Raw genomic sequence first — 26414 nt, forward strand, 5'->3', positions numbered from 1 at the left:
CTCATGTGCTTTATGAAAAAGATGATAATCGGGACGCTCACGCTTGCTACCCTTCTATTCGTGTTATGGTACTTGCTTCCACATCAAACATATCTCACCTTCTCTTCCCAGCGTACAGATGAAGTTTTTTTACAGGAACCGATCGAACCGGGAGATGAAGTGGAAGTTTCCTGGGTTCATTCCATAGAACAGACCCCATGGATCGAAACATTTCGAATCAATGAAAAAAACGAGCTGGTGAAGACCGAAGCACGGTTTAAATCCTATGGTGCAGGGGCACCGGAAGAAACAGACGGTACATTTATGGTGGAAGATGGGTATATGATCATTACGGATTTACACGAAATATTTGAGGCCTATCGTTGGTTCCACTCCTATAATGTAGATTACACCATCTCGATTAATGACGCGACAACCATTGAGACGACCGCGCTTCCCGATCAAACCTTGCTGGAAATGAAAGTGGAAAGGGAGGTGCCGTTCGTACCTAGTTTCTTCTGACAGAAAGGGTGAACATCATGCATCAGGAAAATGCGCAAACCGATGAACAGCTGGATAAAAACCAGGAAGAATTACTTGAAAAATATGATACGGAATCCCGTCTTCGCAGTTTTAATAACCGGTTTCTCGTCATTCTTGTAACAGTTATTGCCGTGTCCATGTCGCTCTATCATCTTATCACCGCGTTTACCGGACCACCGGTACCGATACTCGTCCATCGTGCCTTGCACGTTTCTTTTGTGCTCATCCTTGTTTTTATGCTTTTTCCGCCAACGAAAAAAGCAAGGAGAGATCGCCTGCCGCTCTATGACATCGGGCTTGCGCTTTTATCCATCCCATCCACCATCTATTTATTCGTCAATTTTGAAGACATTGTTACTCGCGGTGGGTTGCCGATTACAGCCGACCTCATTATGGGGACGTTACTGGTCATTCTTGTTTTTGAAGCCGGCCGTCGTGTCACCGGGGCTGCGTTGCCGATTCTCGCTCTTCTTTTTATTCTTTACGCAATGTTTGGCCAAGACCTGCCGGGTATTTTCACACATCGGGGCTATGACTGGTCACAACTGGCCGAACAGTTTTACATGACGACGGAAGGCATTTTTGGCACTCCGATTGGGGTATCATCCACCTACATTATTCTCTTTATTATCTTTGGCGCTTTTTTATTAAAATCAGGAATGGGACAACTTTTCAATGATTTGGCTATGGCCATTACCGGAAAACAAAAAGGTGGGCCAGCGAAGGTATCAGTTATAGCGTCCGGCTTTCTCGGCAGCATTCAGGGTTCAGCGATTGCGAATACGGTCACCACCGGAAACTTTACCATTCCCTTGATGAAAAAAATTGGCTATCATCGCAACTTCGCCGGAGCTGTGGAATCTTCCGCTTCGGTTGGCGGTCAACTCCTGCCGCCGATTATGGGGGCTGCCGCTTTTATTATGGCGGAAACGTTAGGAGTGCCCTACACGGACATCGCTCTAATTGCCATTTTACCGGCACTCCTCTTTTACTTCGGCATTCTCACACAAGTGCATATGCGCGCAAGCAAAAATCATTTATCCGGAATTCCGCGCGCTGAACTACCAAACATCATCGACGTTCTGAAAGCGCGCGGGCACTTGCTGTTGCCGATCTTCTTTCTCATTTATATGCTGTTCATCGCCGGTGTGACAGTTATTTATGCCGCGGCTTGGACGATTATCGTCACCATCATCGTTAGCTCGTTTCGAAAGTCCACGCGCATGAATCTTAGAGAAATGATTGACGCTTTGGAAACAGGGGCACGCACAACGGTCACCGTTGCCGTTGCCTGTGCGACAGTCGGGTTTATCGTCGGCGTTTCCAGTTTAACCGGTTTCGGCATTAACCTGGCTAATGCGATCGTTGCCATCGGTGGCGAAAGTCTATTCTTGACCCTTCTTTTCACGATGGTTGCCTGTATTGTTCTCGGGATGGGAATGCCAAGTATTCCCGCCTACATCATTACTGCGACGATGGCCGCGCCCGCACTTGTCCAGCTCGGGGTTGAGCCGATTGTTGCACACTTATTCGTGTTCTATTTCGGCATATTCGCTAACATCACACCGCCTGTGGCACTTGCAGCTTTTGCTGCGGCCGGATTATCAGGGGGAAGCCCAATGCGAACAGGTTTCCTCGCTTTGAAATTAGCGCTTGCCGGCTTTATTGTTCCGTTTATGTTTGTTTACAACGATGCGCTGTTATTGATTGACACGACCTTGCTAAATAGCATCGTCGTCATTATAACCGCGACCATCGGGGTCATTATGCTCGGCATGGCTGCAGAGCGATATTTTCTCCACAAACTCAATCTCCTCTTCAGCGGGTTAATGGCGGCCGGAGGGATTATGTTCCTCTATCCGGGCATGATGTCAGACGCTATTGGTTTGGTCATTCTCCTTTTCATCTTGGCGATCCAATTCATTTCGAAAAAACGACAGGAGACACCTGACGTTTCAGCCGCTTCTTAGCATGATTTCAGTCCTGAAAAATGAAATATAGAGGTTATGGATACCATGAATCTACAGCATCTAGCATATTATGGCGTCATCGGATTGTGATGGCGTCATCCAAATGCTTTTGACCATTGAAGATAAGAAAATGACGACCAGGAGTTTCTTCCCTGTTAGAAAACCTTAGTAGCGCTTATGTAGGTAAGAAAGTTGATTTATACTTTCTTACCTACCGAAAAAAGGCTTGCAAGCAACGGTCTGTTGCACGCAAGCCTTTTCTATTCACAAGTGTATTTCTTCAGCCGTTTCCGATTCATCATCATCTCGGTATCGAATGACGGACGGGCGGCAAATGAGAACGATAAATCGTTCATCTTCAGGGCCGGTATATTGCTCGGCCACTTTTTCAGACCAAGCTTTCTTACGATCATCCGGATTTGTCGCAATTTCCGCTTCTGCTTCCACTTCGATAAACGCTTCTCCCCGCTCACGTTCTTCATAACCTAAAAGAATATGCACCCGGGGGTTCTCTTCGATATCCTCCACTTTGTGTGTGTCTTCAGCCGTGGGGGTGAAGAGCGTGAACCCTTCGTGGTGAAACGTCATATAGCGAGCGTAAGGGCGATTATCTTTTATCGTGGACAATACACCGATCCGGTTTAGTTTCAATACCTCGGCGATGCGTTCTTTCAATTCATTGTTTGACACGGGGAGCCCTCCTTCAACACTTGGCTATGATTACCATACCCGAAAATTTACTGTTTTACTCTCGTCCCTATGTTTTGGGTCAAGTTTTACATTCATAAGCATAAGTAAGAACAATGTCGGAGAGGAATGAGCGTTTTGAAAAAAATTAAAACCCATGCACTCCAACCCGGAGGCACCTTGGGGTTGGCAATGCCCTCAAGCCCCGTAAGTATGGAAACCTTGGATAGAGCGACAGCAACCGTCGAGGAACTTGGGTTTTCTGTCCGATTCGCCCGTAATTTTGAAAAAGATAATCCCAACTTTCTAGCCGGTAGCATCAGCAGCCGCGTAGAGGAATTGCACACGTTGTTTGTTGATCCGGAAGTCGACGGCATCCTTTGCTTACGCGGAGGATACGGCAGTGCCGCCTTGCTTCCTTATCTGGATTATTCCTTAATTGCCAAGCACGCAAAATTACTGATTGGTTACAGCGATATCACCGCATTACACCTCGCCTTCCAACAAAAAGCCAAAATGATGACGTTTCATGGACCAATGGCTACCAAACTCATTGATGCCCCTGCTTTTACGGTTGATCATTTCATGCAAAACATAACAGGCGCACGCTGGTCGCAGCGTTTGCAAAACCCTGTCCATGAACCAATCAAAACACTTAACTATGGTGTAGCGGGCGGTATGTTAACAGGAGGAAATTTATCCGTTATCGCCGGTCTGATCGGAACGCCATTCGAAATTGAGACGAGCGGAAAAATTCTTTTCCTCGAAGATGTAGGGGAGGAACCTTATAAAGTGGACCGAGTGCTTACTCAATTGGCATTGGCGGGAAAATTGCAAGATGCTGCGGGCTTTATGCTCGGCACGTGTAAACATTGCGCATCAAAAGATTACCCGAAAGGGGATCACGTCCTTGCCGTTTGTGAACGAATTCTTGCCCCCTACGGAAAACCAAGCGTCTATAATGTGCAAGCCGGGCACGGGCCTTATCAACTGACGCTTCCACTCGGCGCGTATGTCCATGTCAACGCGACACATCAACAGATCGATGTTCTTGAAAGCGCGGTGATTTAATGATTAGAAAAGAGGCTGAACAGTTATTGCCTTGGCTTTCCGGGATTCGACGTGATTTTCACATGTACCCCGAACTGGGAATGGAAGAATATCGCACCATGGATAAAATCGCCGGGTATTTACATGATCTTAACATTCCCTATGAAAAAAACATTGCCAACACCGGTGTTGTAGGGATGATCGAAGGCAGCAACCCTGACGGGAAAACGATTGCACTCAGGGCGGATATGGACGCGCTCCCCATTTATGAAAATGATGTCCCCTATCGCTCAAGGCATGAAGGCAAGATGCATGCCTGCGGCCATGATGCCCATATGACGATTTTACTCGGTGCTGCTTGTATGCTCGCGTCTGCTCGCGACGAGCTACCCGGAAACGTGAAGTTGCTTTTCCAACCCGCCGAAGAAACCGTTGGCGGTGCCGCGCCCATGATTAAGGAAGGTGTACTTGAAAATCCCCGTGTTGATGCGGTGCTCGGCTTGCACGTAGCTCCCGAATTGCCGGTTGGGAGCGTCGGTGTCAAATACGGGCAAATGAACGCATCGTCAGACGCGCTCGTGCTTACCGTGCATGGAGAAGGAGCCCATGCCGCTTACCCTGCCGGCGGAAAGGACGCCATCGTCATCGCCGCCCAAATCATTTCCGCCCTGCAAACCGTCGTGAGCCGCAATGTCGATGCCCGTGAAAGTGCGGTCGTTACGTTTGGCACAATATCCGGTGGCACACAGCCTAATATCATTGCAGACCGCGTTCATCTTCAAGGCACGATGCGGACACTGGATCCGAAGACTCGCGCGGGCGCACTCGATCGCATCCAAGAAACGGTGAAAAATGTGGCAAAAGGATTGGGCGGCAGCGCTGAGCTCGCCATCGAGCCGGGTTACACAGCGCTCATTAATAATGGGAGAATGGTCGATCTCGTCAAAGGGGTAGGTGTTGAGCTTCTCGGCGAAGAAAACGTGACGTTCATCCCAAAACCGAGCCTAGGCGTTGAAGATTTTTCTTTTTTTGCGGCGGAGGTGCCTGGCGTATTTTACCGATTGGGTGTCCGCAATGAAGAAAAAGGAATCATTCATGGCGGACACACACCACGCTTTGACATCGACGAGCACGCATTGGCGGTAGGCGCGGCGATGCAGGCGGGAAATGTATGGCGGTTTTTTCGGCAACAGGGGTGAAGATAACGACCTGGTAAATGAAGACAAAACCACAGACTATGCGATAATATTGTCCTCAAATTTCTTTTTAGTTGACTTATTCAACTGTTTGGTATACCTTCAGCATAAGGGTATGATAATTGCCCTGCCCTCTTTAGAAAGGGGGTGATAATAGTGGACGAGATTGGGCTTCTAACGGCTATTGTTAGTCTCATTACGGCAACCGTCGGCTTTGTTACTGCAAACATGACGGCGTATCTGGAGTTACGTAGCCAAAAAGAAAAGAATCCAACTCCGCGCCAATCGGAGAAGGATTCAAAAACACCAGAGGATAAAGGGGATTAGTTCCCCTTCCTCACCACTATTATATGCTTTATCATACCCTTGCAATACTAAAATTGTCAAGGAGTTGATCTGATGAGCTTTTTGCGTTGTAAGAATTTTTTCGTTTTAGGCGTAAAGACAGCACCAGGTTTTACCTAGCTTTTTTGCTAAAATCGCTTTGAAATTCCCTTACACGAACAATAGTCGGTATTGATCGAATATTGTTCGGTTTTATGCTCTAAAAAGGACACACAGGTATCCTGTTGTCCACAGAGCCTTTTTAAAAATCCGCCTTCTCCACATGTGGATTACTCAGGACACCAGGCTTCGCATTTTTTCCGGTCGCCCTTCCTGGTTATGACCGATAGCCATTGCCAACATGGTGCACAGGGCTAACCCGGTTTTCATTTTCATCTTCTTTTGCCCGCGCGTGGTATGCTGTTCGAAGCCAAAAGAAACATCAAGCCGGCTGTTCACGCGCTCCACGGCCGTTCGTTTCGCGTATTCCTTCTTCCATGTGTAACTGGCTCGATCGATCGGTGTGAATATCCGACGGTCTTTTTTGAGCGGAATCCGAATCCCTTGGGCAACCGGACACTCCGCTTGCCCTTCACAGGTGATGCCATATTGCTTGGCCGGGCAACGCTTCTTGAGGTTTTTCCGATCTTTTTCGAAGCCTCCATTTGCCATCTCGCGCTCTTTCCCGGTCGCTGGGCAGTGGCAGTACACCGTACCTTTGTAATCATGAGTGACATTCTCAATGTCCATTAATTGACGGGTTTCATCGCCATCTTTCCACATGTTCCGGATATCAATCACAGGCTTGATACGATGATCATCCCACAGCCTCTCAAGCATTTTGGTGTCATCGTAACCGCGATCACCGGCAAGTGTTTCTGCTTGCTCCAAGATCCAAGGCCGTTCCTTTGTCAGATCCTTGATCATATCATGACCGGCGTTAATATCGGGAACCGATGCTTTCGTGACTGAATAAGCCACAGGCAACTCATAGGCCGCATCAACGATCAGATGGATTTGATAGCCGAACCATTTAACGACTTTAGTCCAGATCGTCCCGTCTTTGTGCTTCCCCTTATACGCTTTCTTTCCAAAATCGGCATCGGTATCACGGCGCCCGTCGGGGTCCTCATGCTTATTTTTACCCTTTGCAAAAGATTCGACCGCCTTGCCATCGATCGCAAGCGACTTCCCGAAATCAGGAAGGAGATCGCTCAACTGTTCCACCATCGTTTCAAAGATCGCTTCTACCTTTGATTCGTGTGCCAAAAGCTTTTTGAGGAAACGCGTATACACATAAGCAGGGGGAACGTTATGAAGGCCACACAATGCACGTAGTTGCCCATTGCGGCTCAATTCCCGACGTAATGATTCAATCGTTGTATGCTCAAAGACAACCCCTGCAAGCATCGAATTCCAAACCGCGCGAACAGGGTAGTCATTGCGGCCTTTATATCGTTCTTTCTCCAACGTTTTCATCAACGCTTCATCCGGCAAATAGTCCAGCACCAAACGTAAACGTTCTAAATCTCCGAGATCCTCAAGATCTTCCTACGAAAATAAACTCATTTGTGGTATAATAGCCATAACAGGTGACCCCTCCATTCCAGTGTTCAATTGTTTGGCTATAACCATTGTAACCTACTGGCGGCGCGGTTTCACCTGTTTTTTATGCTTTGGGGTCGATTTTTCAAACATAATGCTTTTGGACGTCGCTAAGCCCATGAGTATATTGAATTTTGGGGGAAAGTTTATTTTCTCCTTACCCTTAGCCGTTACGTGGCAAGGATTCTGGAACAGCGCAATTAGCTCCTGATGTATATGGCGACGATTACTATTTCCATTGTTTCCATGCTGATCAGCCTGTGGACATTTATGATTTTATATAAAACACGCTGGAAGCGAAAGAAAAATAGCTAATGTAACCGAGGTGATTTGAATGACTTCAAAACAACCTGTGCAATACTATGGACTTAAAGAATTTGCCGACTTTGCTAAAGAAGAAGGATTGGAATACAGTACAAGGCATTTATCCGTATACAAAGGAAGGGGGATGCTCCCTGAACCGACCGTATTGATTGGAGATAAAGCAGGATGGACCAGAGAACAAATTAATGAATGGATCAAGCAGACGACAAACGCAAAAGAATGGGGCGAAAAATAAACAGCGGAATATTGTGTACTTCGTTTTCATCTTCAGTCGGGGGTCACAAAGCGTCATGCCTGTTTTGAAGGGAAGACAGTATACGACCAAGAATAGATCGTATCCACCACAAGAACAATTCCCCAGAGCATGGAAACACTATACATGAATTCATTTGCATACGGGGATGTATGATAATGACCGCTCTCCAACCAGGAAAAATCCGTCAAATAAACGGTGGCTTCTTCAAAACTCCCTACACTTAACCCCCAGAAAACGATTTGCACAAGCAAGAAAACAACAATGTGGGCGAGTGACGAATAGCGGTATTTTCGCGCGATGTGAACAGGGTCCTTTTGTTTTGCCATCTGCTCTCGGTCCCTACTCGTTAATAGGTCTACGCCACGAAAATCACCGATTTTACCTCGCATCCACCGATCAACCTTTTTGAAATCTTGAATGCCGAAAGTAATGGCATATAAAACGAAAATGCTGATAATGATCTGAAACTGAGAAATTTCACCGGTTTCCCGGTAAAGGGTCCACGCTAACACTGCTTCAAACCCGGTTAATCCCACAAACAAAAATAGAAAAAATAAACTAAACGAACGCTTATTAAAGAAATAACGTATCACGCCAAAAAGCAAGATAGCCAGCAACGACAGAATTTCAGCAGTAATAAATAAATGCCATTGATATGTTACTAATACATCGATCATCGGTTCACTCCATTACTTATCATGTTCCTGCTCATAAACATCAAAAGCCCGCTCAATAAATTCCAGAAATTCACGATCCATCGGATATAGCCCCATTTGTTGCGACTGCTCAGGGGATTTGCGAACGTCCCACACTTTGTCCAGAAAATCAGGCACATCTCCAAATGCTTCTTCCGTTTTTTCCCCCCATCCGCCGTATAATGCGTTGTACGGAAGAGGCCCTCGCCCCCTTTGGCATATGCCGTTTCAATTGTCCCAACAACGCCACCCACTCCAGAGAATCGGGATCATCCTTGTTCACATTCGGGAGACGATCCAGCAGGTTCATTTCATTTTCATCGAAGCGCTCTTCCCGAAAAGACTGTTTTTTATTTCCGGTTAATTTAATCAACTGTTCGATCTTCGCTGGGCTCACTTCCCCTTCCATGGCAATGACGTGCATCATCCCCCGTATGGAGGATTCCATTTTCTTTAATTTTTTCTGCTCGTTCCGGACATGCGCCATCTGATTTTTTAACCCGGTCACCCAATCCCATTCCGGATTTTCCAAGATGTCCTGAATCTCTTGCAACTTGAAACCGATGGTTTTAAAAAACTGAATTTGTTGCAGTTTTTTTAACTCTTCTTTACTATACACTCGATGCCCACCGGACGTTTTAGTATAAGGTTTCAATAAACCAATATGGTCGTAATAGCGTAATGTACGGACGGTTATCCCCGTTTGGTTCGTCATTTCTTGGATAGGGATCATGGAAAGCTCCTTTCTCATCTTTATAATAAAGGATGACGTTGCGTCATTTTCAAGCTTTTTTATGTATAAAAACCCCGCATTTTTTAATGAAAGAATGCGGGGCGCCGATATTTATTTAACATTTTCTTCTTCAATTTCTAACGCATAGCGGCCGTTTTTTTGATGAATGTGAAGCGGTGCCCGACAGAAATCGGAAAGCTTTTCTGACGTCAAAAGGTCGTCGGTTTTTCCCGCGTCGAATACTTCGCCGTCCCGAATAAGTAGCGTTTTCTCGAACACCGGCAAAATTTCGTCCACTTGATGCGTGACATAAATAATCGTCGTTTCCCGGCGTTCCGCAAGCTGTTCAACCGTATACAACAACTGGGCTTTCGCAAAGAAGTCCAATCCGTTACACGGTTCATCCAGCAACAGGATGTCCGGTTCAGCCATGAGCGCGCGTCCGATAAGCATCCGTTGTTTTTCCCCTTGGGACATGTGGGCATACGGTTGTTTTTCCAGATAGCCTACCCCCAAATCACGCATGATTTTCTTTGCCTGAGCCATCTCCTCATCTGTCGGATACTCGTGCAAGCCAATCGAAGCGAATTTCCCGCTCAACACGACTTCCAAGCCGATATTTTGCAATTGATCATGCATTTTTTCGGAAAAAGAAAAACTGACCCAACCGATCTTTTTGCGAAGCTCCTGCCATGGGTAACGGCCGAATTCTTCCCCGAGTACACGGACAGTGCCTTTTGTCGGGAATACGTATCCGCAAATCACGTTTAACAGAGCTGTTTTGCCGGCGCCATTCATCCCGAGCATCGCCCAATGCTCCCCGGGCCGAACTTGCCAATTTACATCTTTAAGAATGTATTTATCTCTTTTCAACGTTACATTTTCAATGTCTATGAGCATCATTTTCACCCTCCGTTTTCCATTCTATGGACAATGGTAAAAGAATCCAACCATTTGTCAATCGCCGACGTTCTTCGCAAATTGGCGTAAAATCGCGTTTAATTCATTTGACCGTTTCGTCGGGACTTGGTGGCCGACGCCATCAATGTACACAAATTGAACCGGCACCCGGGTTACACGGGAATAAAAGTCTTCCTGATATGATTTGGCATAAGGATCACGTTTCCCATAGATGAGTAGGAGCGGAGCGGATAGTTCAGGTAATGACTCGCGATAATCCGCTTGTTTTCCCAATTCAAACCAACGCTTCAATACGTGTGTCTGCACGCTTTTGACGGAGGTAGCGATCTTATTGCGCGTCGCTTTATTGGATGTATGTACCCGTGATAATGCAAAAGCAATCAACGACTTTCCTTGAAGCGCCAACGTCCATATCTCTAAGCGCAAAAGCAATTGCCCCCAGACCTCTTGCGAGTAACCGCAAATAATGGTTCGATCATCTTTTTCATGTTTTGCAAGCGCACATGTGTCACCTGCCCATTGATCAATCGTAAGCAGTTGATCCCTGAGCTCAGCCCGTGGCCACGCGCGTTTAACGCAACAATTTTTCTATTTTGCGCAAGCGGCAGTTGTTCTCTGAAAATTGCTGCTCCAACCCCGGGGGATGAAAAAAGTAAAGGGATTGGCCATCCCCTTTTTTATCATAATGCAAGTGAGTGTCATCAAAACTTTTGAACAAAAACAAGCTGCCACCCCCTCTCCATAAAATCTTCGGGAGTGGTAAACTTATGCGAAAATACTTATTCATTTTCATTTTCTTCATCGCCACATGGATAATCCTGCATCTATTGCTTCTTGTGACGTATTTCCAAAAGTTTCCGGGTCCAGAACATTTACTACGCATGTTAGCTCCCCGGAAATGTGAGATCAGCACACAAGATCAATTGACGTTTCCGAGATATACCGGAACTTTCACCTGTCCATCCGTCAGTGTATGTAGGTGTTGCCTCATCTCAAGAGGATAAATATGATAATTGAAAATATCCGCGATGGGAAGCCATTCAATGCCTATTTGATTTTTGTCTGGGACTTCACTATACACATCTTCAATTTTCTTGTATGGGAAGCACTCAAAAATAAATTCAATTTGGTGAACGTCTATATCTTCGTCAAGCCACTCACGAACAAACATCAATTCACCTATCTTCACATCGATGCCCAATTCCTCTCGACATTCACGCGGAAGATTTTTATGCAGTGGCTCGCCAGCTTCTTGACCTCCCCCTGGCAAAGCATAAAATACCTTTCCGTCTTCCTGATATTTCACGGCAAGGATGTGATCATCCTGGATTAACAACCCTCTACTTGCTGTCCTAATCATCTGAATTTCCTCCAAATCATCTCAAGAGGGTTGGCACCAAAAAAGGGATTGAACCTTTTCATCCAGTTCCCTTTCCATCATTCTTTCTTCCTTGAGTTATTTTCAATCCAATCTGCAATGTCTTTCATGAATTGCTCCGTGTCAATATCTTCGGGCTTGATATCTGCGATTTCAACGGTCATGTTTTCTGCATCTTCCTGCGATGCCATAAACTCATACCCGTTTATGGCAAGCATTCTTATGAGAGACATAAGTGCGGTTCGCTTGTTGGCGTTATGAAACGCATGATTCTTAATCAGCGCGTGATATAACGCTGCACATTTATCATAAAGCGTAGGGAATATTTCTTGACCGAATGCCGTCTGCTTCGGACGGTTGACCGCTGACTCCAAGAGTGATTCATCTTTAACGCCTTTTTGCTCCTTCGGGGAATAGGTTGAAATCAAATAAGAATTAAAGAGAATGACTTCTCGAATAGTAATATACTCCATTAACGATCAACGAGATTTCTCATGGTTTCCCCGTACTTCTCATCTGTTTCTTTTAAGAATTTCAGAAAGTCGTCATCAAGCGTTTGATGCTCTTTGACAGGTTTCACGAAAAATCCGCCATCTTGAATATCAATTTCCAACTCCGTATCTTCGTCAATATCTAATATCTTTCTGACATGAGCAGGGATAGTCATTGCATATGTGCCACCATAAGGATGTATTTTCGTTGCCACTTTATTCCCTCCTTTTTCTCTCTCCATTTTATCACCTGGTATATATTTTTGTATATACCTTATTCTGTCCATGCCATTTCTGTTCTATTCATGAACACCCCCCTGACCCCTTACGCAACGACTACACTTCTGTAATAAAGTCGAGAATCGCTTCCACTAGGCTGTAAATGCCAAGCGCGCTGACAATCAGTACGATAAGGCCGCCGATAATGTTAAGCTTGATTGAATTGACGTATTGGCCGAGTAAATTTTTGTTATTGACGACGATTAACAAGAAAATCGCGATAATCGGTAAAATCAGGCCATTTAATGCTTGGGCAAACAAAATAAGTTCCAACGGCTCGAAGCCTGTCGCTGAAGTGATCACCCCGATCGAGATGACGATGATAAACACTGTTTTAAAGCGGGGGTTATCAAAGCCCGTGCCCCAATTGGCAACGCCTCCAATCGTATAAGCTGCACCCATCGAGGCCGCGAGTGCCGATGAAAATCCGGCAGCAAGCAAGCCGATGCTAATAAACACCGTTGCCCATTCACCGAGCGTTGGCTCAAGGGCAACCGCCAACTGTTCGATCCCCGTCACGTCCGTGCCGCGCATCACTGCCGCCGATGTAATCAAAACTGCGGCGGTAATAAGCCCTCCGACGCCAATCGTAATCACAATATCTAAACGGGATTTATTTAGATCAGCCGGACTATTCCAACGTTCATGCGCACTTGATGCGTGTAAGAAAAGGTTGTAGGGGACTACGGTTGTCCCGATCAGGGCAACAATAATCACGATAGAGCCGCTCGGGATCGAGGGCGTGAATGCACCTTCAAAAACCGCAAGCACATCCGGCTGAACGACCACCATTGTCGTAATGAATGTGATGCTCATAATTCCCACGAGAACGATCAATATTTTTTCGAAAAATTTGTAAGTTCCCAAAAGCCCAAGAGTGAGAATGATGATCCCGAGCACCGGTGCGATATAGTTTTGCGGGATACCGGTGATCAACGTGAGCCCGAGCGCACCGCCTGTCAAATCCCCGGCCATATATGCCGCACAGCCCGTAGCAATCGATATGCCTACAACCGTCACCGTTATGTATTTCAACACCGGCCGTTTGAATTGATCGCGAATCGCTTCTCCCAACCCGCTTCCGGTAACAATGCCGATTTTTGAAGCCATCCCCTGTAAAATCATCGTGGTAACAAGCGAAAACAAAATCGCCCAAATTAGGGCATAACCGAACGATGCCCCCGCTTCCGTCGCGGTTGATACAGTCCCGGGACCGATGAACGAAGCGGCGATGATGGCCCCCGGCCCGATCACTTTCAGTTTTGCTATAAAGCGGGCGACTAACGTATTATTTTCCATACTGGCACCTCTCCGTTTATACATCGTAGAATTCAGCATACCTTAGGGTTTAGTGGGGAGCAAGAACAAATTTAATGAAAACGAGTAAGGGCTCGGCACCGGTTTGCCAAGCCCCCTTGTTTTAAACTAGTGGATAATACGGTTCATAACGAGGGTTCGTATAATAAGGCGGTCGCTCACCGATTTTAGGCATTGCCCACGTCTCCGACATATACGCCATTGTGACCTCTTCATCGGATTCATCCACAAGCAGCAGTTCTACCTCAGGGTTAAATTCATAGCGCAAACGATCGCCTCCTTCTACCGTTATATCTATGCAAAACATTCCGATGGGAGCATGTCATGACCACAAATATCTCAAGACATGCACAAGGGCATTCGCCCAACCATAAATTGTTTTGGAACATATAACATATTGGAGGTCATCATGACACAACATGACGATAAAAGTTATCCATCAGAAGAAATGAAAGAGCTGCAAAGATGGTTCGAAGAAAACAAACAGACAAAGCCTTACCCCTTATATCCTAATTACGGAAAAATAACACAGTATGAAGAAGTTCCTCTCGCGCAGCCCGAACAGCGTCAGCTACGGCAACCCGGGCTTGAAGCGTTTATGGTTCCTAAACCGATCATTGAAAATCCAAATTATAAAGGAAGCGGAAAACTAAAGGGAAAGGTCGCGTTGATTACAGGGGGAGACAGTGGGATCGGGGCAGCAGCAGCCCTCGCCTTTGCCAAAGAGGGTGCGGATGTTGCCATCGCTTATCTCGATGAGCATGAAGATGCAAAACGGACGAAAGAAAGGATCGAATACTTTGGACAAAAATGTCTGTTGCTCCCCGGTGATTTGGGCACAAAACGGCAAAGCGTTGCGATTGTTGAAGACACAATTAAGGAATTCGGCTGTCTTGACATCCTCGTTAATAATGTCGGAATACAATTCCAACAACTGGATATCGAAGACATTTCCGATGAGCAATTTGATGACACGTTTAAAATAAACATCTATTCTCACTTTTACACAACTCGGGCTGCGCTCCCTTATTTAAAGGCAGGGAGCTCAATTATTGGAACGACGTCTGTCACGACGTATGCCGGCGAACCTTTATTGGTTGATTACAGCGCCACAAAAGGCGCGATGGTCGGTTGGACACGGTCGCTTGCCCAGAATATTGCCGATCGGGGCATTCGTGTAAACGCCGTTGCGCCGGGGCGGATTTGGACGCCGCTCATTCCGGCGAGCTTTTCCGCTGATGAAACCGCACTGCACGGCGGAAATCTTTTTGACCGTATCGGGCAACCCTTCGAAGTTGCACCGGCCTATGTTTACCTGGCCTCCGATGATGCTCGCTTAGTCACCGGGCAAGTACTCCACGTGAACGGCGGAGAGACAATGGACTCATGAGCGGAATCTAATCCTAGCTTGAACGGCTTACGGCAACCTACCTCGAAGTGTTAGGAGCAGCGGACACGGCTTTAGGCACCCATTTTTCATCACACCTGTCCAGCCACGCACGAAAAAGCCCGGATACACGAAGTATCCGGGCTTTAAACTCACATTCACATTTGATCAGGTGCATGCACGCCGATGAGCGCGAGGCCGTTGGCGAGCACCATTTGCGTTGCTATTGCCAGCGCTAACCGCACTTGTGTCAAAGCGGGTGCGCCCGGGTCCACAATTCGCTCTGCGTTATAGTAACTATGGAACACAGACGCCAGTTCATGTAAATAATTCGGAATGCGGTGCTGAGTATATTGTTCCGCGGCTCCTGCCACAACGGTCGGGAACTCACCGATTTTTTTCAATAGCTCATACGCTTTTTCAGATTCGATCAACGTTAAATCGAGGGTTGCTTCCGAATCATAGGCGACACCTTTCTCTTCTGCCTGGTGAAATAAACTGCTCACCCGGGCGTGGGCATATTGCACGTAGTATACCGGATTCTCATTGGATTCCTCGACGGCCAGATCCATATCAAAGTCCAAATGTGTGTCCACACTGCGCATGGCAAAAAAGTAACGGGTGGCATCCAACCCCACTTCCTCGGCCAGTTCTCGCATCGTTACGGCGTTCCCCGTTCGTTTGCTCATTTTTACGCGCTCGCCGCCTTTGACGAGATTGACGTTTTGCCCGACTTGAAAATCCAGCTTCTCCTTCGCATATCCAAGCGCTTGAATGGCCGCATGCATGCGAGCGATATAGCCATGATGATCGGCGCCGAACAAGTCGACAAGCTTGTCAAACCCGCGGTCCAGCTTATCTTTATGGTAGGCGATGTCCGGGAGCAAGTACGTGTACGAACCATCATTTTTTACAAGGACACGGTCTTTGTCATCGCCATACCGTGTGGATTGAAACCACGTCGCCCCATCTTCTTCGTAGACTTCCCCGTTTGCCCGCAACGTCTCAAGCGTTTCCTCCACCTTCCCCGTCGTATAAAGCGAAGTTTCGGAAAACCACGTATCAAATGAGACACGGAAATCGTTCAAGTCTGTTTTCAATTTTTCAAGCAAGTAGTCAAGGCCGAGTCTACGAAATTGTTCTCGTCTCTCTTTTTCCGGCAACGAGACAAACGCCTCTCCGTGATCTTGCACCACCTGCTCTGCGATACCGACAATGTCAGGACCTTGATAAGCATCTTCGGGCATGTCTGCTTCCCGGCCGAGTGCTTGCAAATAACGGATATCCAATGACAGTGCCAATTTGTCGATTTGGTTGCCGGCGTCATTAATATAGTACTCGCGTTCGACATTGTAACCGGCCATATCGAGGATATTGCAAAGAGAATCGCCGACGGCAGCACCGCGTGCGTGCCCGAGATGCAAGGTTCCCGTCGGGTTCGCCGACACAAACTCCACCAACACGGAGGTTTCTTTGCCGGCATTGGATCGTCCGTACGCCGCACCCTCACGAAGAACCGTAGGGAGGACCTGGCGGAGGAACGCCTGATCAAGGAAAACATTAATAAACCCGGGACCCGCCACTTCAAGGGTGCGCACGGAGGCCTTCTCCTTATCGAAATGCCGGGCAATTCCTTCCGCAATTTCCCGTGGATTCTTTTTCGCCACGCGCGCAAGCTGCATGGCAACGTTTGAAGCGTAATCGCCGTGGTTTTTGTCTTTGGGCGTTTCCAATATAATATCCGGGATCTCTTCTTCTTTTGCAAAACCATTCGCTATTACAGATTCTCTTAACGTTTCTCTAATCTTTTGTTTCGTTTCATCCAAAATGTTCATTTTACGACGACTCCTTAACATCAATCGCCACATGGTAACTTCCGGCGAGTTGTCCTTGTAATTCCAGATCATAATCCAATGTAACATGTATCAACGATTCATTTGGATAGCCCACTTGCACATGCTTTGTTTTCGCTAATGTTTCAAACGTGCCGTAAGGAGTCCCATACGATCCTGCTTTCTCCTCCCCTTGCACATAAGCTTGCCGCATGGACACTGCTCCTGAGCGAATAATGGTCAGTTCGGATGCCCGCTGAATTTTAATAACGGTTTTCACTTCCCCGATATCTTGCAATTGTTCCGTAAACGTCACATATGTGCTGCTTTCTTTTTTCACTAGCTCTCCTTTTCCATTCACGTGGATCTCTTTTCGTTCTCCGCCTTGTTGAACTTCGGTTTTCATTGACACTTGAATAGGGATGCCTTCCGCCGTCATTAACGTTTCCCCTTTCCTATTGTAGAGTTTATCCTCTCTGTTGATCGGTTGCAACAGCCGAACATTTGCTATTGATATGTTCGTCGAGACCCGTCCGTAAATCCTGCTCTCCGGACGAAAAAAATAATAAAAAACAAATCGACAAAGCATGTCAATTTCGGTAGAATAACAAATGGAAAGGCACTTGCAAAAACGTATGATGTTTACGATCAATAAGGCAACGGCGGGGAGAATCCTTTCGTTGTTTTTTTCTGGCGGGAACCAAGGAGGCTCTTTCGTTTTGTTTAAAAATATCGGCGTCGCCGTTATCGTCTTCTCTGTCCTCATCGCTTTTGTACATATGATCAGTGGCATTATCCTATTCGGAGCGGCGCTCTGTTTACTCGCCATCCATTATTTTAAACAAACAAAACGGGATTGGTTTGTCGCCATCGTTTATGTATTACTCGGAATGACATTGATCGTTTTATCCTTCCTTTACTTGTAAACGAAAATAAAAATTTTTCCTCGAATTTTGCCGTGATGAACGTACATGTGCTTTTTTATCAGCCTCCCAAAACACAATTTGTAGTATCCCATGTTTCATACCCCTACTATATGTGGTATAATTGGTATATAATCGAAAGATTGGAAGTGGCGATTCATGACGACAGTTACAACGAAAATTACAAAAGACAGCGGCTCGCGCTCCATGCCGTTTGACCGCGACCGCTTGTATGCATTTATCGACGAAGTCACAAGTGATATCCGAATTCCGTCTTATATTGATCAATACAAAGAAAAAATCATAAAGACGATTGAGGCAAAAGAACAGTTTTCCGCCGAAGAAATCACCCAGCTTTTACTCTTGACAGCCGCGGAGAACAACGACGTCGACATGCCGGAATGGACGTATGCGGCCACGAAAATTTTCTTGCGGGATTTGTACAAAAAAGCAGCGTACAACCGCAGCTACGACGCCGAGCAAAAATACGGCAGCTATTACGGGCTGCAAAAACGACTCGGCCATTTGGGCATCTATGACCCTACCATTCTGCGGGACTACACGCGTGAAGAAATTGAAGAAGCCGCTTCTTTTATCGATTCTGACAAAGACCACCTTCTTACATACGCCGGTTTGCGTACATTAAGCGACCGCTATCTCGCAAAAGGCTATGACGGGAAGGAGGTCTACGAGTTGCCGCAGGAACGGTGGCTCACGATCGCGCTCACGCTCATGTCCCAAGAAGACCGTTCCAAGCGTATGGAACTTGTGAAAGAGGCCTATTGGGCAATATCAAATCTCTATATGACTGTCGCGACACCGACACTTGCCAACGCCGGCAAAAAAGCAGGACAACTTTCCAGCTGCTTTATTGACACGGTGGACGACAGCCTGCAAGGCATTTACGACAGCAATACCGATATCGCCAACGTCAGCAAATACGGCGGAGGCGTCGGCGTTTATATCGGCAAAGTCCGCGCCGCCAATTCTGACATTCGCGGGTATAAAAACACTTCTTCAGGCGTGGTTCCCTGGATTCGCCAAATCAACAATACAGCCGTGAGCGTCGATCAGCTCGGTACACGCGCAGGAGCCGTCGCCGTTTATCTCGATGTGTGGCACGCGGATATCTTTGAATTTCTCGATTTGCGTTTGAATAACGGAGATGAGCGCAAGCGGGCCCATGATGTTTTTACCGGCGTTACCTTGCCCGACGTATTTATGGAAGCAGTCGAGGCACGCGGCGACTGGTATCTTTTTGACCCTCACGAAGTACGCAAAGTCTTCGGGTGGTCGCTGGAAGACAGTTATGATGAGGAAAAAGGCAACGGCACGTTCCGGGAACGCTATGAGCAATGCATACAATCCAATGAACTGACAAGCCGTAAAAAAGTAAACGCGATCGATGTCATGAAACGCATCATGCAATCGCAGTTGGAAACCGGCACCCCTTACATGTTCTATCGCGATGAAGTAAACCGCATGAACGCGAACAAACATGAAGGCATTGTTTACAGTTCCAACCTTTGCACGGAAATCATGCAAAATATGTCGGAGACCGTTGTCATCGAGCAAATCCAAGACGACGGGGAGATTCTCGTTCGCAAAAAACCGGGCGATTTTGTCGTCTGCAATCTTTCATCGATCAATCTGGGACGGGCCGTCAGAGCCGATGTTCTTTCGCGCTTGATCCCGATTCAGGTACGGATGCTTGATAACGTCATCGGCATCAACCAGCTTCCGGTCGTACAAGCGCAAATGACCAATCATAAATACCGGGCCATCGGCTTGGGGACGTTCGGATGGCACCATCTTCTTGCCCAAAACCATATCGCGTGGGATGACCCGGAAGCGGAAAAACTCGCCGATCAAGTTTACGAAGATATCGCCTATCGGACCATTCAGGCAAGCGCGGATCTTGCCATTGAAAAAGGGGCATATCCCGCCTTCCCGGGTTCCGAATGGGAGAGCGGGCGCTATTTCGAACGGCACGGTTATTTTGACCAAGATGAAGATGCGGCGCTTGGAAACAACGATCATTGGAAAGAACTGGCCGAGCAGGTCCGGAACACCGGCATTCGCAACGGCTACTTGATTGCAGTTGCCCCAAATAGCAGCACAGCACTGATCGCCGGCAGCACGCAAGGCATTGATCCATTCTTTGGGGCAAGCTACGTGGAGGAGAAAAAAGACTACCGGGTAACCGTAACGGCTCCTGATATTACAGGAGAGAACTACAAATACTATGAGAAAAACGCGTTCCAACAAGACCAATTCGCGAGCATCCGCCACAACGCCGCGCGGCAAAAGCATGTGGACCAATCACAGTCGTTTAACCTTTATGTCCCGGCTTCCATCAAAGCGAAGACATTGCTTGAATTGCATTTAACGGCCTGGAATTCAGGTTTGAAAACAACGTATTACGTACGAAGCAGCAAAGTGGACATCCGCGAATGCGAATGGTGCCAAAGCTGATGGCACCCCGAAATGCATTGATTTTGTATGAATCGTTAAGCGGCAACACGGCACAACTCTCCATGTTTATTCAACAAATGCTTGAATACGATGGTGCAAACGTCGAACGCATGCCTTTACGGTCTTTTCTCGACCTCTCCATTGCAGATGCCGAAGCGATGATTGGGCCATACGGAACCATCTTGATTGGCACGTACACCGATGACGCCCATCTCCCTCCGGAACCGATTGAAGAGTTAATGGAGACGTACGCGTTTCCGAATGAGCAAATCGCTGCTTTCGGTACCGGGGACACGCAATGGGGAGACACGTATTGCCTGGCCGCACACACGGTGGCTACACATTATCAAAGCCCCTATCCGGTGTTAGAAATTGAACAGATGCCCGCGAGAAGCGACGAAGAAAAAATCGATAATTGGTTGGAGGCGATTGATGATGAGCAAACTCTTGGAAAAAGTAGCGATTATGGAACCGGCAAATCCGGTGCGATCCACCGGCATCATTAACGGACAATCGAGCGGTATTCTGAACTGGAACGACATTCCTTATCCATCTTTTTACCGCACGTATCGAGAACTGCTATCCAATTTCTGGATCCCACATGAAGTGAATATGAGCCCGGACAATAAATCCATCATGGAATTATCCGATGAAGAGTTACGCGCCTACAAACTCACGATTGGCCTCCTTGCCACCCTGGACACTCCCCAAGGACGTCTCATTCATGGCGTCAGCGAATATGTCAGCGATGACAGCGTGCACGCGATTGCCGCCGTCATTGCGCAACAGGAAGTCGTTCATAACGAAAGCTATTCTTACGTGCTTTCCAGTTTGTTCGGCTTCGAAGACCAAAAACAAATTTTTGAGGACGCAAGAACGAACCCGACGATTGTCGCCCGAAATGAACGAATCATGCGCGCGTATAACGACTTTATTGAAAACCCGACGGAAGAAAAACTGGTCAACGTCATCGTTTATTCGCTCATCTTGGAAGGCATCTTTTTCTACAGCGGCTTTGCCTTCTTTTATAACCTGGCCAGACAGCAAAAGATGAATGCGACCGCACAAATCATCAGCTTTATTAACCGTGATGAGCTCGTGCACGGCAAATTCATGTCAGAGTTATTGCGCGCCATCCTTGGCGAAAACCCGCATTTGAACACGCCGGAATTCATGGACTTCGTTAAAAGTGAATTTCAACACGCCGTTGAAGCGGAAATCGCCTGGTCCAACGAAGTCCTCGACGACATTATCGGCATCGACCTCGATGAAATGCATCAGTATATTCAGTATCGCGCCAACAAAATGCTAAAAATGCTCGGCTTGGATCCGATTTATCCGAACGCTCAGGAAAACGCCATGCCTTGGATCAAAGCCTTCGTCGACAACTTCGACGAAACAAAAACCGACTTCTTCGAAGCCCGCAACCGCAGCTACGAGAAAGTCGATGCAGATAACGGGTTTGATGAATTGTAAGCCCCCCCCATTAGGGGGGACATAATGGTATATAAAGCACAAAGCGAGGGAGCACATGGAATATATTCTTTATTGCGATGAATCAATTAAGCGAGGAGATAGATTCAGTTATTTTTATGGAGGAGCCTTAGTAAAATCTATCCATCTTGAAGAAGTGAACGAGCGCCTGGGGTTTTTCAAGATTCAAAAAGATATAAACACAGAAATGAAATGGACACGTGTGTCAGCATCTTTCTTAGAAATCTATAAAGCATTTATAGACATCTTCTTCGATTTAATTTTTGAATCAAAAATTAAAATGCGGGTAATGTTTCAACAAAATGAATTCAGTGATAAGATTATAACAAAATTGCCTAGTGAAAAACTCGATGACTCTTATTTTAAGCTTTACTATCAATTTATCAAACTTGCGTTTGGCCTTATTCATGCCGGCATTGGTGAAAAAGTATATATCCGAGCTTTTTTTGACCAATTTCCTGATAAAATAGAGAAGGTAAGGAGTTTCAAGGATTATATATATAAATTGCAATTTTCAGATGAATTCAAGAGGGCAATGCTCGCAATAAGATACGAAGACATAGTCGAAGCCGATTCTAAAGAACATTTAATCCTTCAATGTGTTGATATAATTACTGGTGCAATGAACTTTAAACTAAATCGTTTAAATTTAATTAAAGATGAAAGTACAAACAGGCGAGGAAACAGGACCATTGCTAAGGAAAAATTATATAAACACATTTATTCAAGAATATCAGAATGGAAACCTGGATTTAATGCAGGAGTAAGTACAGGGATTGACAATGATTTTTCAAATAACTGGCTATATCCATATTCACATTGGAGGTTTATGCCGAAGCAATAAAATTAATTGCATCTTATTCTCTTTTTGTGTATACTATAAAAAATACCACTCTGTCAATCCGAAGGCTTGCGTTAAAAATGTGAGCTCCTTATGTAGGAAAGATGGGGTGGTTTTTTATTGTTTGCCGCTTAGCTGCATCCATCGAACTTGAACAGTTGAGCAAACGACTTCCTCCTCGACTATAGCTATTCCGAGCAATCACAAGAACCGCTCATTTGTTTATGCACTTCACGAACAGCTGAGTAGAACGAAAAAACACGCCCTCCGAATCCCTCCGTGAATTTCTCCGCCTGTTCTTTTTTTTCAAAGGCTAGAACCTGGGGAGAACAGCACCCTAATATCTCATCTGCTTCCAAAAGAAAAAAAGCATTTTTCCCGCTGATCGTCGTCCCCCTCAAAAAATCCCTACAAATAAGTTGATCAACCTTTTCCGCTTGATGGTGATAACCCAACAAAACGCAATGGGGACAACAAAAATGTTCAATCTGTTGATCGCCATATAGCATTTGTGCCTGATGAATACGGTTGTTTGGCTTCAGACAGTATGCACAATGATCAGGCGTTGGTTCACGCTCTCGAAGCACAATACCCCCAGTTATGCGAGCGATGTCTCCTTTTTCCACGAGCGGTTTGATATCACGGTAAACGGTCATCTCCGAAACGCCAAGCCTATAACTAATCGTTGCAATACTTAAGGTTTTTTCTCTCTCTAACCAATGCATAACAGACTCTTTTCTCTGATAAGGCATCATTGATTCATGCACTCCTTTCCCACTCTATAGTGTAAACCTTCCTTGAAAAATGGAACAAGATGAATATTGTGTGAAATTGTTATAAGATGTGATTATATAACATATCTGTATGTTATGGTTAGCCTGGTAGAAAACGCTTAATCTTTAGACATGCTATTGTTAAGATAAATTTGGGAGGGAAAATGATGAAATATTTTTTCGTATTCATAGCTACAGCTCTTTTGTCATTGGCTTTTGCGTCCACGACTTTCGCGCACGCACATATGGAAGATTCCGACCCCGAAGACGGCGAAACCGTTGAAGAAGAAGTTGAGACGATCACGGTTTTCTTCGATTCAGGCATTGAATCAGCGACGACGTCAACGGTGACCGATGAAGAAGGAAACGAACATGAACTTGCGGATGAAACGATTGAGGGAGATGATTACATCGCTACCCTTCAAGAACCGTTAACATCGGGGGATTATACGGTTGAAGCGACAGTGCTCGCGGAGGACGGACATACGACCGAAGAGGCATTCACTTTTAGCGTAGATGCCGATGAAGCCAGTGAGGAAGAGGAAGCTACCGAAGAAGAGAATAATGGTACAGAAGAAGCTGAAACGGTTGAAGGAGAAGCAGCCACAGAAGAAACCACTGATGAAGAAAGTGCTGCAGCCGAAACAGCTGAAGGCGGCGATGACGGAGGCGCAGGAGGACTTTTGATCGGCGCCATTGGCGTGATCATTGCAGGCGCTTTACTTTTCTTTATCTTCCGTAGTAGAAAGGCTGCATAAAAACCGATGGTCATCATTGCGAATACGGTATTGTTCATCGCCCTGGCGCTTTTTATCGGGATTCACATTCTCGAAGCTATATCTGGCGATCAGCGGCCGACATTACGCATTCCAAAATTTCTCCTGCCGGCTCTTGCCATCGCGATGATCGTCTTTAGCTTCATTCCAATCGGCCTGATCGCGGAACAGACAGCCGCCATTTCCTCGGAACCCTTTATCTCTGTCCTTGGTTCCAGCTTATTTGAGTTTGCTATCGGACAAGGGTTCGTAGCGTTTGTATGCTTTCTTGTTATTGTTTTCGTTGGTCGCTTCACATTAAAAGGGCCGGGGAAAGGACGATCCCTCCTTCTGCTTCCCATTCTTGGCATGATTCTGGCCACGAGTTGGAGTTCTCATGCCGCATCCCTTTCCGATCAAGGCTATATCTTTGATGTCTTGCATACGACATCAGCGTTATCCTGGACGGGAGTACTTCTCATTGCCAGCTTCTTCTCGATCGGTGAAGATCATTGGTTCCGCTTTTTTCAATGGTTCACTCCATTTGCAATTACGATGGTGCTTCTTCTCTTCGTGAGCGGGATCGGGATGCTCATGTTCATTACACCGGAGTACACGAATAGTTGGCTCCTTCCGTACGGTCAATGGCAATTACTGAAACATTTGCTATTCATTCCGATTGTGTTCTATGGATTCGCCCATGGCTTTATCATGAAAAAAAGACTGACGGATCCCATGAAATATGGCAACAAGCGAAAACCACGCTTCTCTTTGCAAATGGAAAGCATTGTGCTCGTCATCGTTTTTGTCGTCACGGCCATCATGACTGAACAAGAACCGCCCCATGAAGTGGCAGAAACATTGGAGTTCACGGAAGTATCGGGACTGGCGAGCCAAATGATTGCAACGGATTTGCTTTCAGGTGAAATGGTCTTATGGACTCCAAACATCCCTGCCATCCTGCTGGCCGGTTCGGCGATCACTATTCTCCTCTTTTTCATCTATAGTATCGGTACTAGTCGTCCTTTTTGGTTCGCGCCGATCTATATTGCCTTATTCATCATGACGGGGTACACAACCCTTATGATAGGTGCGGATGTGGAAACGATAGCCGAAGATACGCCTGAAGATCTTTCTACCGAACCGATTGAAGTAGAGGTATTAAATGATTCAGAGGCAACGGTCGGTGATGAATGGACGTTGCAGGTTGAAGTCACCCAGGAAGATACACCGGTCGAAGATGCTGACGATGTCATTTTTGAAGTTTGGCATGATGAGGATGAACAAAGCATCATGATTGATGGTGAGCACACCGGAAACGGGATATATGAAGCCGCTTATCAATTCCGGGAAGCCTCAACGTATTATGTCCAACCGCATATGACCGCAAGAGGGATGCATCGCATGCCTGTGCACGAAGTGGACGTTATTGATGAGTAATACGGGAGCGATTGTTCCGTAAACAATCGCTCCCGTCTACACCTATGTAAGCGCCAGCCAATCATCAAATATACAATGTGCCCATTCTTTTGTTTGGCGCAAATGCTTATCAATATTCGTACTTGGCCAATTCGGTTCAATGTTCTCGATGGTCTCTTTTTTTTCAACAAACCAGCGTTCCACGATGGAAGCGTTAACTTCCGGATGGAATTGAACGCCATAGGTTTTTGAGCCGATTCGATACGCCTGATTGACACAATATTCACCGGTTGCCAAGCGTTTTGCACCAGGTGGCATAGCAAAAGAATCTTCATGAAACTGCATAAATGAAAAATACTCAGGTAATCCGGAAAATACAGGGTCCTTTCTGCCTTCTTCCGTCTTCGCAAGGGTTGTTATCCCAAACTCTGTTTCCCCCATTTTCCCCACGGTAGCCCCAAAGGCCTTTGCTATAATTTGCGCCCCAAGGCAGATTCCAAGGATAGGTTTCTCCGCAGCATGAAACTTCTGCACAGCAAACATACTCTTGTTAATAAAAGGAAAATCGGCCATATCGTTTGCACCCATTATTCCCCCGAGAATGACGAGAGAATCAAAGGCTTCCAAATCGCCCGGGAGTTGTTCATTTTCATCGACCCTACAGATTTTTGCCTCTTTATCAAAAGCCTGGATTCTGTATAGCAGTTCACCCGCCGGGACCATATCCATTGGTTGAATAATTAAAATTGCCATGATTCTTCTGCCCC

General features: G+C 46.3%; 30 protein-coding genes. 14 read left to right on the plus strand and 16 right to left on the minus strand.

Annotated elements, in window-relative coordinates:
* Positions 1 to 3 precede the first annotated feature (3 nt).
* Together HUG20_RS18360 and HUG20_RS18365 are read left to right on the plus strand one after the other, a co-directional pair.
* Entirely contained in the window at positions 4 to 501 is a 498-nt protein-coding gene (locus HUG20_RS18360) for a DUF1850 domain-containing protein (protein ID WP_200086287.1), read from the plus strand.
* A gap of 17 nt (positions 502 to 518) precedes the next feature.
* Positions 519 to 2492: a TRAP transporter permease gene (locus HUG20_RS18365; protein ID WP_200086289.1), complete on the plus strand. Its 1974-nt coding sequence runs from the start codon at positions 519 to 521 to the stop codon at positions 2490 to 2492.
* Positions 2493 to 2756: 264 nt separating this feature from the next.
* Here HUG20_RS18365 and HUG20_RS18370 read toward each other — a convergent pair whose 3' ends face one another.
* Entirely contained in the window at positions 2757 to 3182 is a 426-nt protein-coding gene (locus tag HUG20_RS18370; protein WP_200086291.1) for a pyridoxamine 5'-phosphate oxidase family protein, read from the minus strand.
* Positions 3183 to 3317: 135 nt separating this feature from the next.
* On the opposite strand from HUG20_RS18370, the gene HUG20_RS18375 reads away from it, so the two are divergent.
* The 3 genes from HUG20_RS18375 to HUG20_RS18385 all read left to right on the plus strand — a co-directional run bounded on the left by HUG20_RS18375 (position 3318) and on the right by HUG20_RS18385 (position 5752).
* The gene (locus tag HUG20_RS18375; RefSeq protein ID WP_200086293.1) at positions 3318 to 4250 is read left to right on the plus strand and encodes a S66 peptidase family protein; all 933 of its coding nucleotides are present in this window, start codon (positions 3318 to 3320) and stop codon (positions 4248 to 4250) included.
* Positions 4250 to 5428: a M20 metallopeptidase family protein gene (locus HUG20_RS18380; RefSeq protein ID WP_200086295.1), complete on the plus strand. Its 1179-nt coding sequence runs from the start codon at positions 4250 to 4252 to the stop codon at positions 5426 to 5428. Before HUG20_RS18375 ends, HUG20_RS18380 begins: the two co-directional genes overlap by 1 nt.
* A gap of 153 nt (positions 5429 to 5581) precedes the next feature.
* Entirely contained in the window at positions 5582 to 5752 is a 171-nt protein-coding gene (locus HUG20_RS18385; RefSeq protein WP_200086302.1) for a hypothetical protein, read from the plus strand.
* Positions 5753 to 6043: 291 nt separating this feature from the next.
* On the opposite strand, the gene HUG20_RS18390 is transcribed toward HUG20_RS18385, so the two are convergent.
* Complete coding sequence (locus tag HUG20_RS18390) at positions 6044 to 7258, minus strand: transposase (RefSeq protein WP_246476802.1); 1215 nt, start codon at positions 7256 to 7258, stop codon at positions 6044 to 6046.
* Positions 7259 to 7688: 430 nt separating this feature from the next.
* Here HUG20_RS18390 and HUG20_RS18395 point away from each other — a divergent pair, with 430 nt between their 5' ends.
* The gene (locus HUG20_RS18395) at positions 7689 to 7913 is read left to right on the plus strand and encodes a hypothetical protein (RefSeq protein WP_200086304.1); all 225 of its coding nucleotides are present in this window, start codon (positions 7689 to 7691) and stop codon (positions 7911 to 7913) included.
* A 53-nt stretch (positions 7914 to 7966) separates the two neighbouring features.
* Here the strand turns inward: HUG20_RS18395 and HUG20_RS18400 are convergent, their stop codons facing one another.
* The 10 genes from HUG20_RS18400 to HUG20_RS18440 form a co-directional block, all read right to left on the minus strand.
* Positions 7967 to 8611, minus strand: coding sequence for a hypothetical protein (locus HUG20_RS18400; protein ID WP_200086306.1), 645 nt, complete (start codon positions 8609 to 8611; stop codon positions 7967 to 7969).
* Between the two features lie 12 nt (positions 8612 to 8623).
* A complete protein-coding gene (locus HUG20_RS19835) occupies positions 8624 to 8767 on the minus strand; it encodes a hypothetical protein (protein ID WP_343073188.1) in 144 nt (47 codons plus the stop codon).
* Positions 8760 to 9362, minus strand: a complete 603-nt coding sequence (locus HUG20_RS18405; protein ID WP_343073189.1) for a MerR family transcriptional regulator — start codon at positions 9360 to 9362, stop codon at positions 8760 to 8762. The genes HUG20_RS19835 and HUG20_RS18405 overlap by 8 nt, the downstream gene beginning before the upstream one ends.
* 111 nt (positions 9363 to 9473) lie before the next feature.
* Entirely contained in the window at positions 9474 to 10265 is a 792-nt protein-coding gene (locus HUG20_RS18410) for an ABC transporter ATP-binding protein (RefSeq protein WP_343073190.1), read from the minus strand.
* Positions 10266 to 10319: 54 nt separating this feature from the next.
* On the minus strand, positions 10320 to 10709 hold the full coding sequence (locus HUG20_RS18415; protein ID WP_200086308.1) for an alpha/beta fold hydrolase: 390 nt from the start codon (positions 10707 to 10709) through the stop codon (positions 10320 to 10322).
* A gap of 493 nt (positions 10710 to 11202) precedes the next feature.
* Positions 11203 to 11643, minus strand: a complete 441-nt coding sequence (locus tag HUG20_RS18420; protein WP_211199992.1) for an NUDIX domain-containing protein — start codon at positions 11641 to 11643, stop codon at positions 11203 to 11205.
* 77 nt (positions 11644 to 11720) lie between these two features.
* Positions 11721 to 12134, minus strand: a complete 414-nt coding sequence (locus HUG20_RS18425) for a type II toxin-antitoxin system death-on-curing family toxin (protein WP_200086312.1) — start codon at positions 12132 to 12134, stop codon at positions 11721 to 11723.
* Positions 12134 to 12367, minus strand: a complete 234-nt coding sequence (locus HUG20_RS18430; protein WP_200086314.1) for an AbrB/MazE/SpoVT family DNA-binding domain-containing protein — start codon at positions 12365 to 12367, stop codon at positions 12134 to 12136. Before HUG20_RS18430 ends, HUG20_RS18425 begins: the two co-directional genes overlap by 1 nt.
* A 121-nt stretch (positions 12368 to 12488) precedes the next feature.
* Positions 12489 to 13730 carry an Nramp family divalent metal transporter gene (locus HUG20_RS18435; RefSeq protein WP_200086321.1) on the minus strand — a complete coding sequence of 414 codons (1242 nt, stop codon included), beginning with the start codon at positions 13728 to 13730 and terminating at the stop codon, positions 12489 to 12491.
* A 121-nt stretch (positions 13731 to 13851) separates the two neighbouring features.
* Positions 13852 to 14016 carry a hypothetical protein gene (locus tag HUG20_RS18440; RefSeq protein ID WP_200086323.1) on the minus strand — a complete coding sequence of 55 codons (165 nt, stop codon included), beginning with the start codon at positions 14014 to 14016 and terminating at the stop codon, positions 13852 to 13854.
* Between the two features lie 180 nt (positions 14017 to 14196).
* Here HUG20_RS18440 and HUG20_RS18445 point away from each other — a divergent pair, with 180 nt between their 5' ends.
* Positions 14197 to 15138: an SDR family oxidoreductase gene (locus HUG20_RS18445; protein ID WP_425504127.1), complete on the plus strand. Its 942-nt coding sequence runs from the start codon at positions 14197 to 14199 to the stop codon at positions 15136 to 15138.
* Between the two features lie 155 nt (positions 15139 to 15293).
* Here HUG20_RS18445 and argS read toward each other — a convergent pair whose 3' ends face one another.
* Positions 15294 to 16970: an arginine--tRNA ligase gene (gene argS, locus HUG20_RS18450; RefSeq protein WP_200086327.1), complete on the minus strand. Its 1677-nt coding sequence runs from the start codon at positions 16968 to 16970 to the stop codon at positions 15294 to 15296.
* A gap of 1 nt (position 16971) precedes the next feature.
* Positions 16972 to 17406 carry a YwiB family protein gene (locus tag HUG20_RS18455; RefSeq protein WP_200086329.1) on the minus strand — a complete coding sequence of 145 codons (435 nt, stop codon included), beginning with the start codon at positions 17404 to 17406 and terminating at the stop codon, positions 16972 to 16974.
* 280 nt (positions 17407 to 17686) lie between these two features.
* Between HUG20_RS18455 and HUG20_RS18460 the strand changes: the two genes are divergently transcribed.
* The 5 genes from HUG20_RS18460 to HUG20_RS18480 all read left to right on the plus strand — a co-directional run bounded on the left by HUG20_RS18460 (position 17687) and on the right by HUG20_RS18480 (position 22703).
* Positions 17687 to 17893, plus strand: a complete 207-nt coding sequence (locus HUG20_RS18460) for a hypothetical protein (protein ID WP_200086331.1) — start codon at positions 17687 to 17689, stop codon at positions 17891 to 17893.
* 156 nt (positions 17894 to 18049) lie between these two features.
* Positions 18050 to 20365: a ribonucleoside-diphosphate reductase subunit alpha gene (locus tag HUG20_RS18465; RefSeq protein WP_200086333.1), complete on the plus strand. Its 2316-nt coding sequence runs from the start codon at positions 18050 to 18052 to the stop codon at positions 20363 to 20365.
* Complete coding sequence (locus tag HUG20_RS18470) at positions 20365 to 20871, plus strand: class Ib ribonucleoside-diphosphate reductase assembly flavoprotein NrdI (protein WP_200086335.1); 507 nt, start codon at positions 20365 to 20367, stop codon at positions 20869 to 20871. Before HUG20_RS18465 ends, HUG20_RS18470 begins: the two co-directional genes overlap by 1 nt.
* Positions 20798 to 21841, plus strand: coding sequence for a ribonucleotide-diphosphate reductase subunit beta (locus HUG20_RS18475; protein WP_200086337.1), 1044 nt, complete (start codon positions 20798 to 20800; stop codon positions 21839 to 21841). The genes HUG20_RS18470 and HUG20_RS18475 overlap by 74 nt, the downstream gene beginning before the upstream one ends.
* A gap of 55 nt (positions 21842 to 21896) precedes the next feature.
* Positions 21897 to 22703, plus strand: coding sequence for a DUF3800 domain-containing protein (locus HUG20_RS18480; RefSeq protein WP_200086339.1), 807 nt, complete (start codon positions 21897 to 21899; stop codon positions 22701 to 22703).
* A gap of 185 nt (positions 22704 to 22888) precedes the next feature.
* Here HUG20_RS18480 and HUG20_RS18485 read toward each other — a convergent pair whose 3' ends face one another.
* Complete coding sequence (locus HUG20_RS18485) at positions 22889 to 23455, minus strand: DeoR family transcriptional regulator (protein ID WP_200086341.1); 567 nt, start codon at positions 23453 to 23455, stop codon at positions 22889 to 22891.
* A 185-nt stretch (positions 23456 to 23640) separates the two neighbouring features.
* Here HUG20_RS18485 and HUG20_RS18490 point away from each other — a divergent pair, with 185 nt between their 5' ends.
* Both HUG20_RS18490 and HUG20_RS18495 read left to right on the plus strand, forming a co-directional pair.
* Positions 23641 to 24231, plus strand: coding sequence for a copper resistance CopC family protein (locus HUG20_RS18490; protein ID WP_200086343.1), 591 nt, complete (start codon positions 23641 to 23643; stop codon positions 24229 to 24231).
* 6 nt (positions 24232 to 24237) lie between these two features.
* Complete coding sequence (locus HUG20_RS18495) at positions 24238 to 25668, plus strand: CopD family protein (RefSeq protein ID WP_200086345.1); 1431 nt, start codon at positions 24238 to 24240, stop codon at positions 25666 to 25668.
* Positions 25669 to 25710: 42 nt separating this feature from the next.
* Here HUG20_RS18495 and HUG20_RS18500 read toward each other — a convergent pair whose 3' ends face one another.
* Positions 25711 to 26400 (minus strand): type 1 glutamine amidotransferase, encoded by a 690-nt coding sequence (locus HUG20_RS18500; RefSeq protein ID WP_200086347.1) that lies wholly within the window; start codon positions 26398 to 26400, stop codon positions 25711 to 25713.
* Positions 26401 to 26414 lie beyond the last annotated feature (14 nt).

The sequence above is a fragment of the Salicibibacter cibi genome, from assembly GCF_016495865.1.
Taxonomy (GTDB): Bacteria; Bacillota; Bacilli; order Bacillales; family Marinococcaceae; genus Salicibibacter; species Salicibibacter cibi.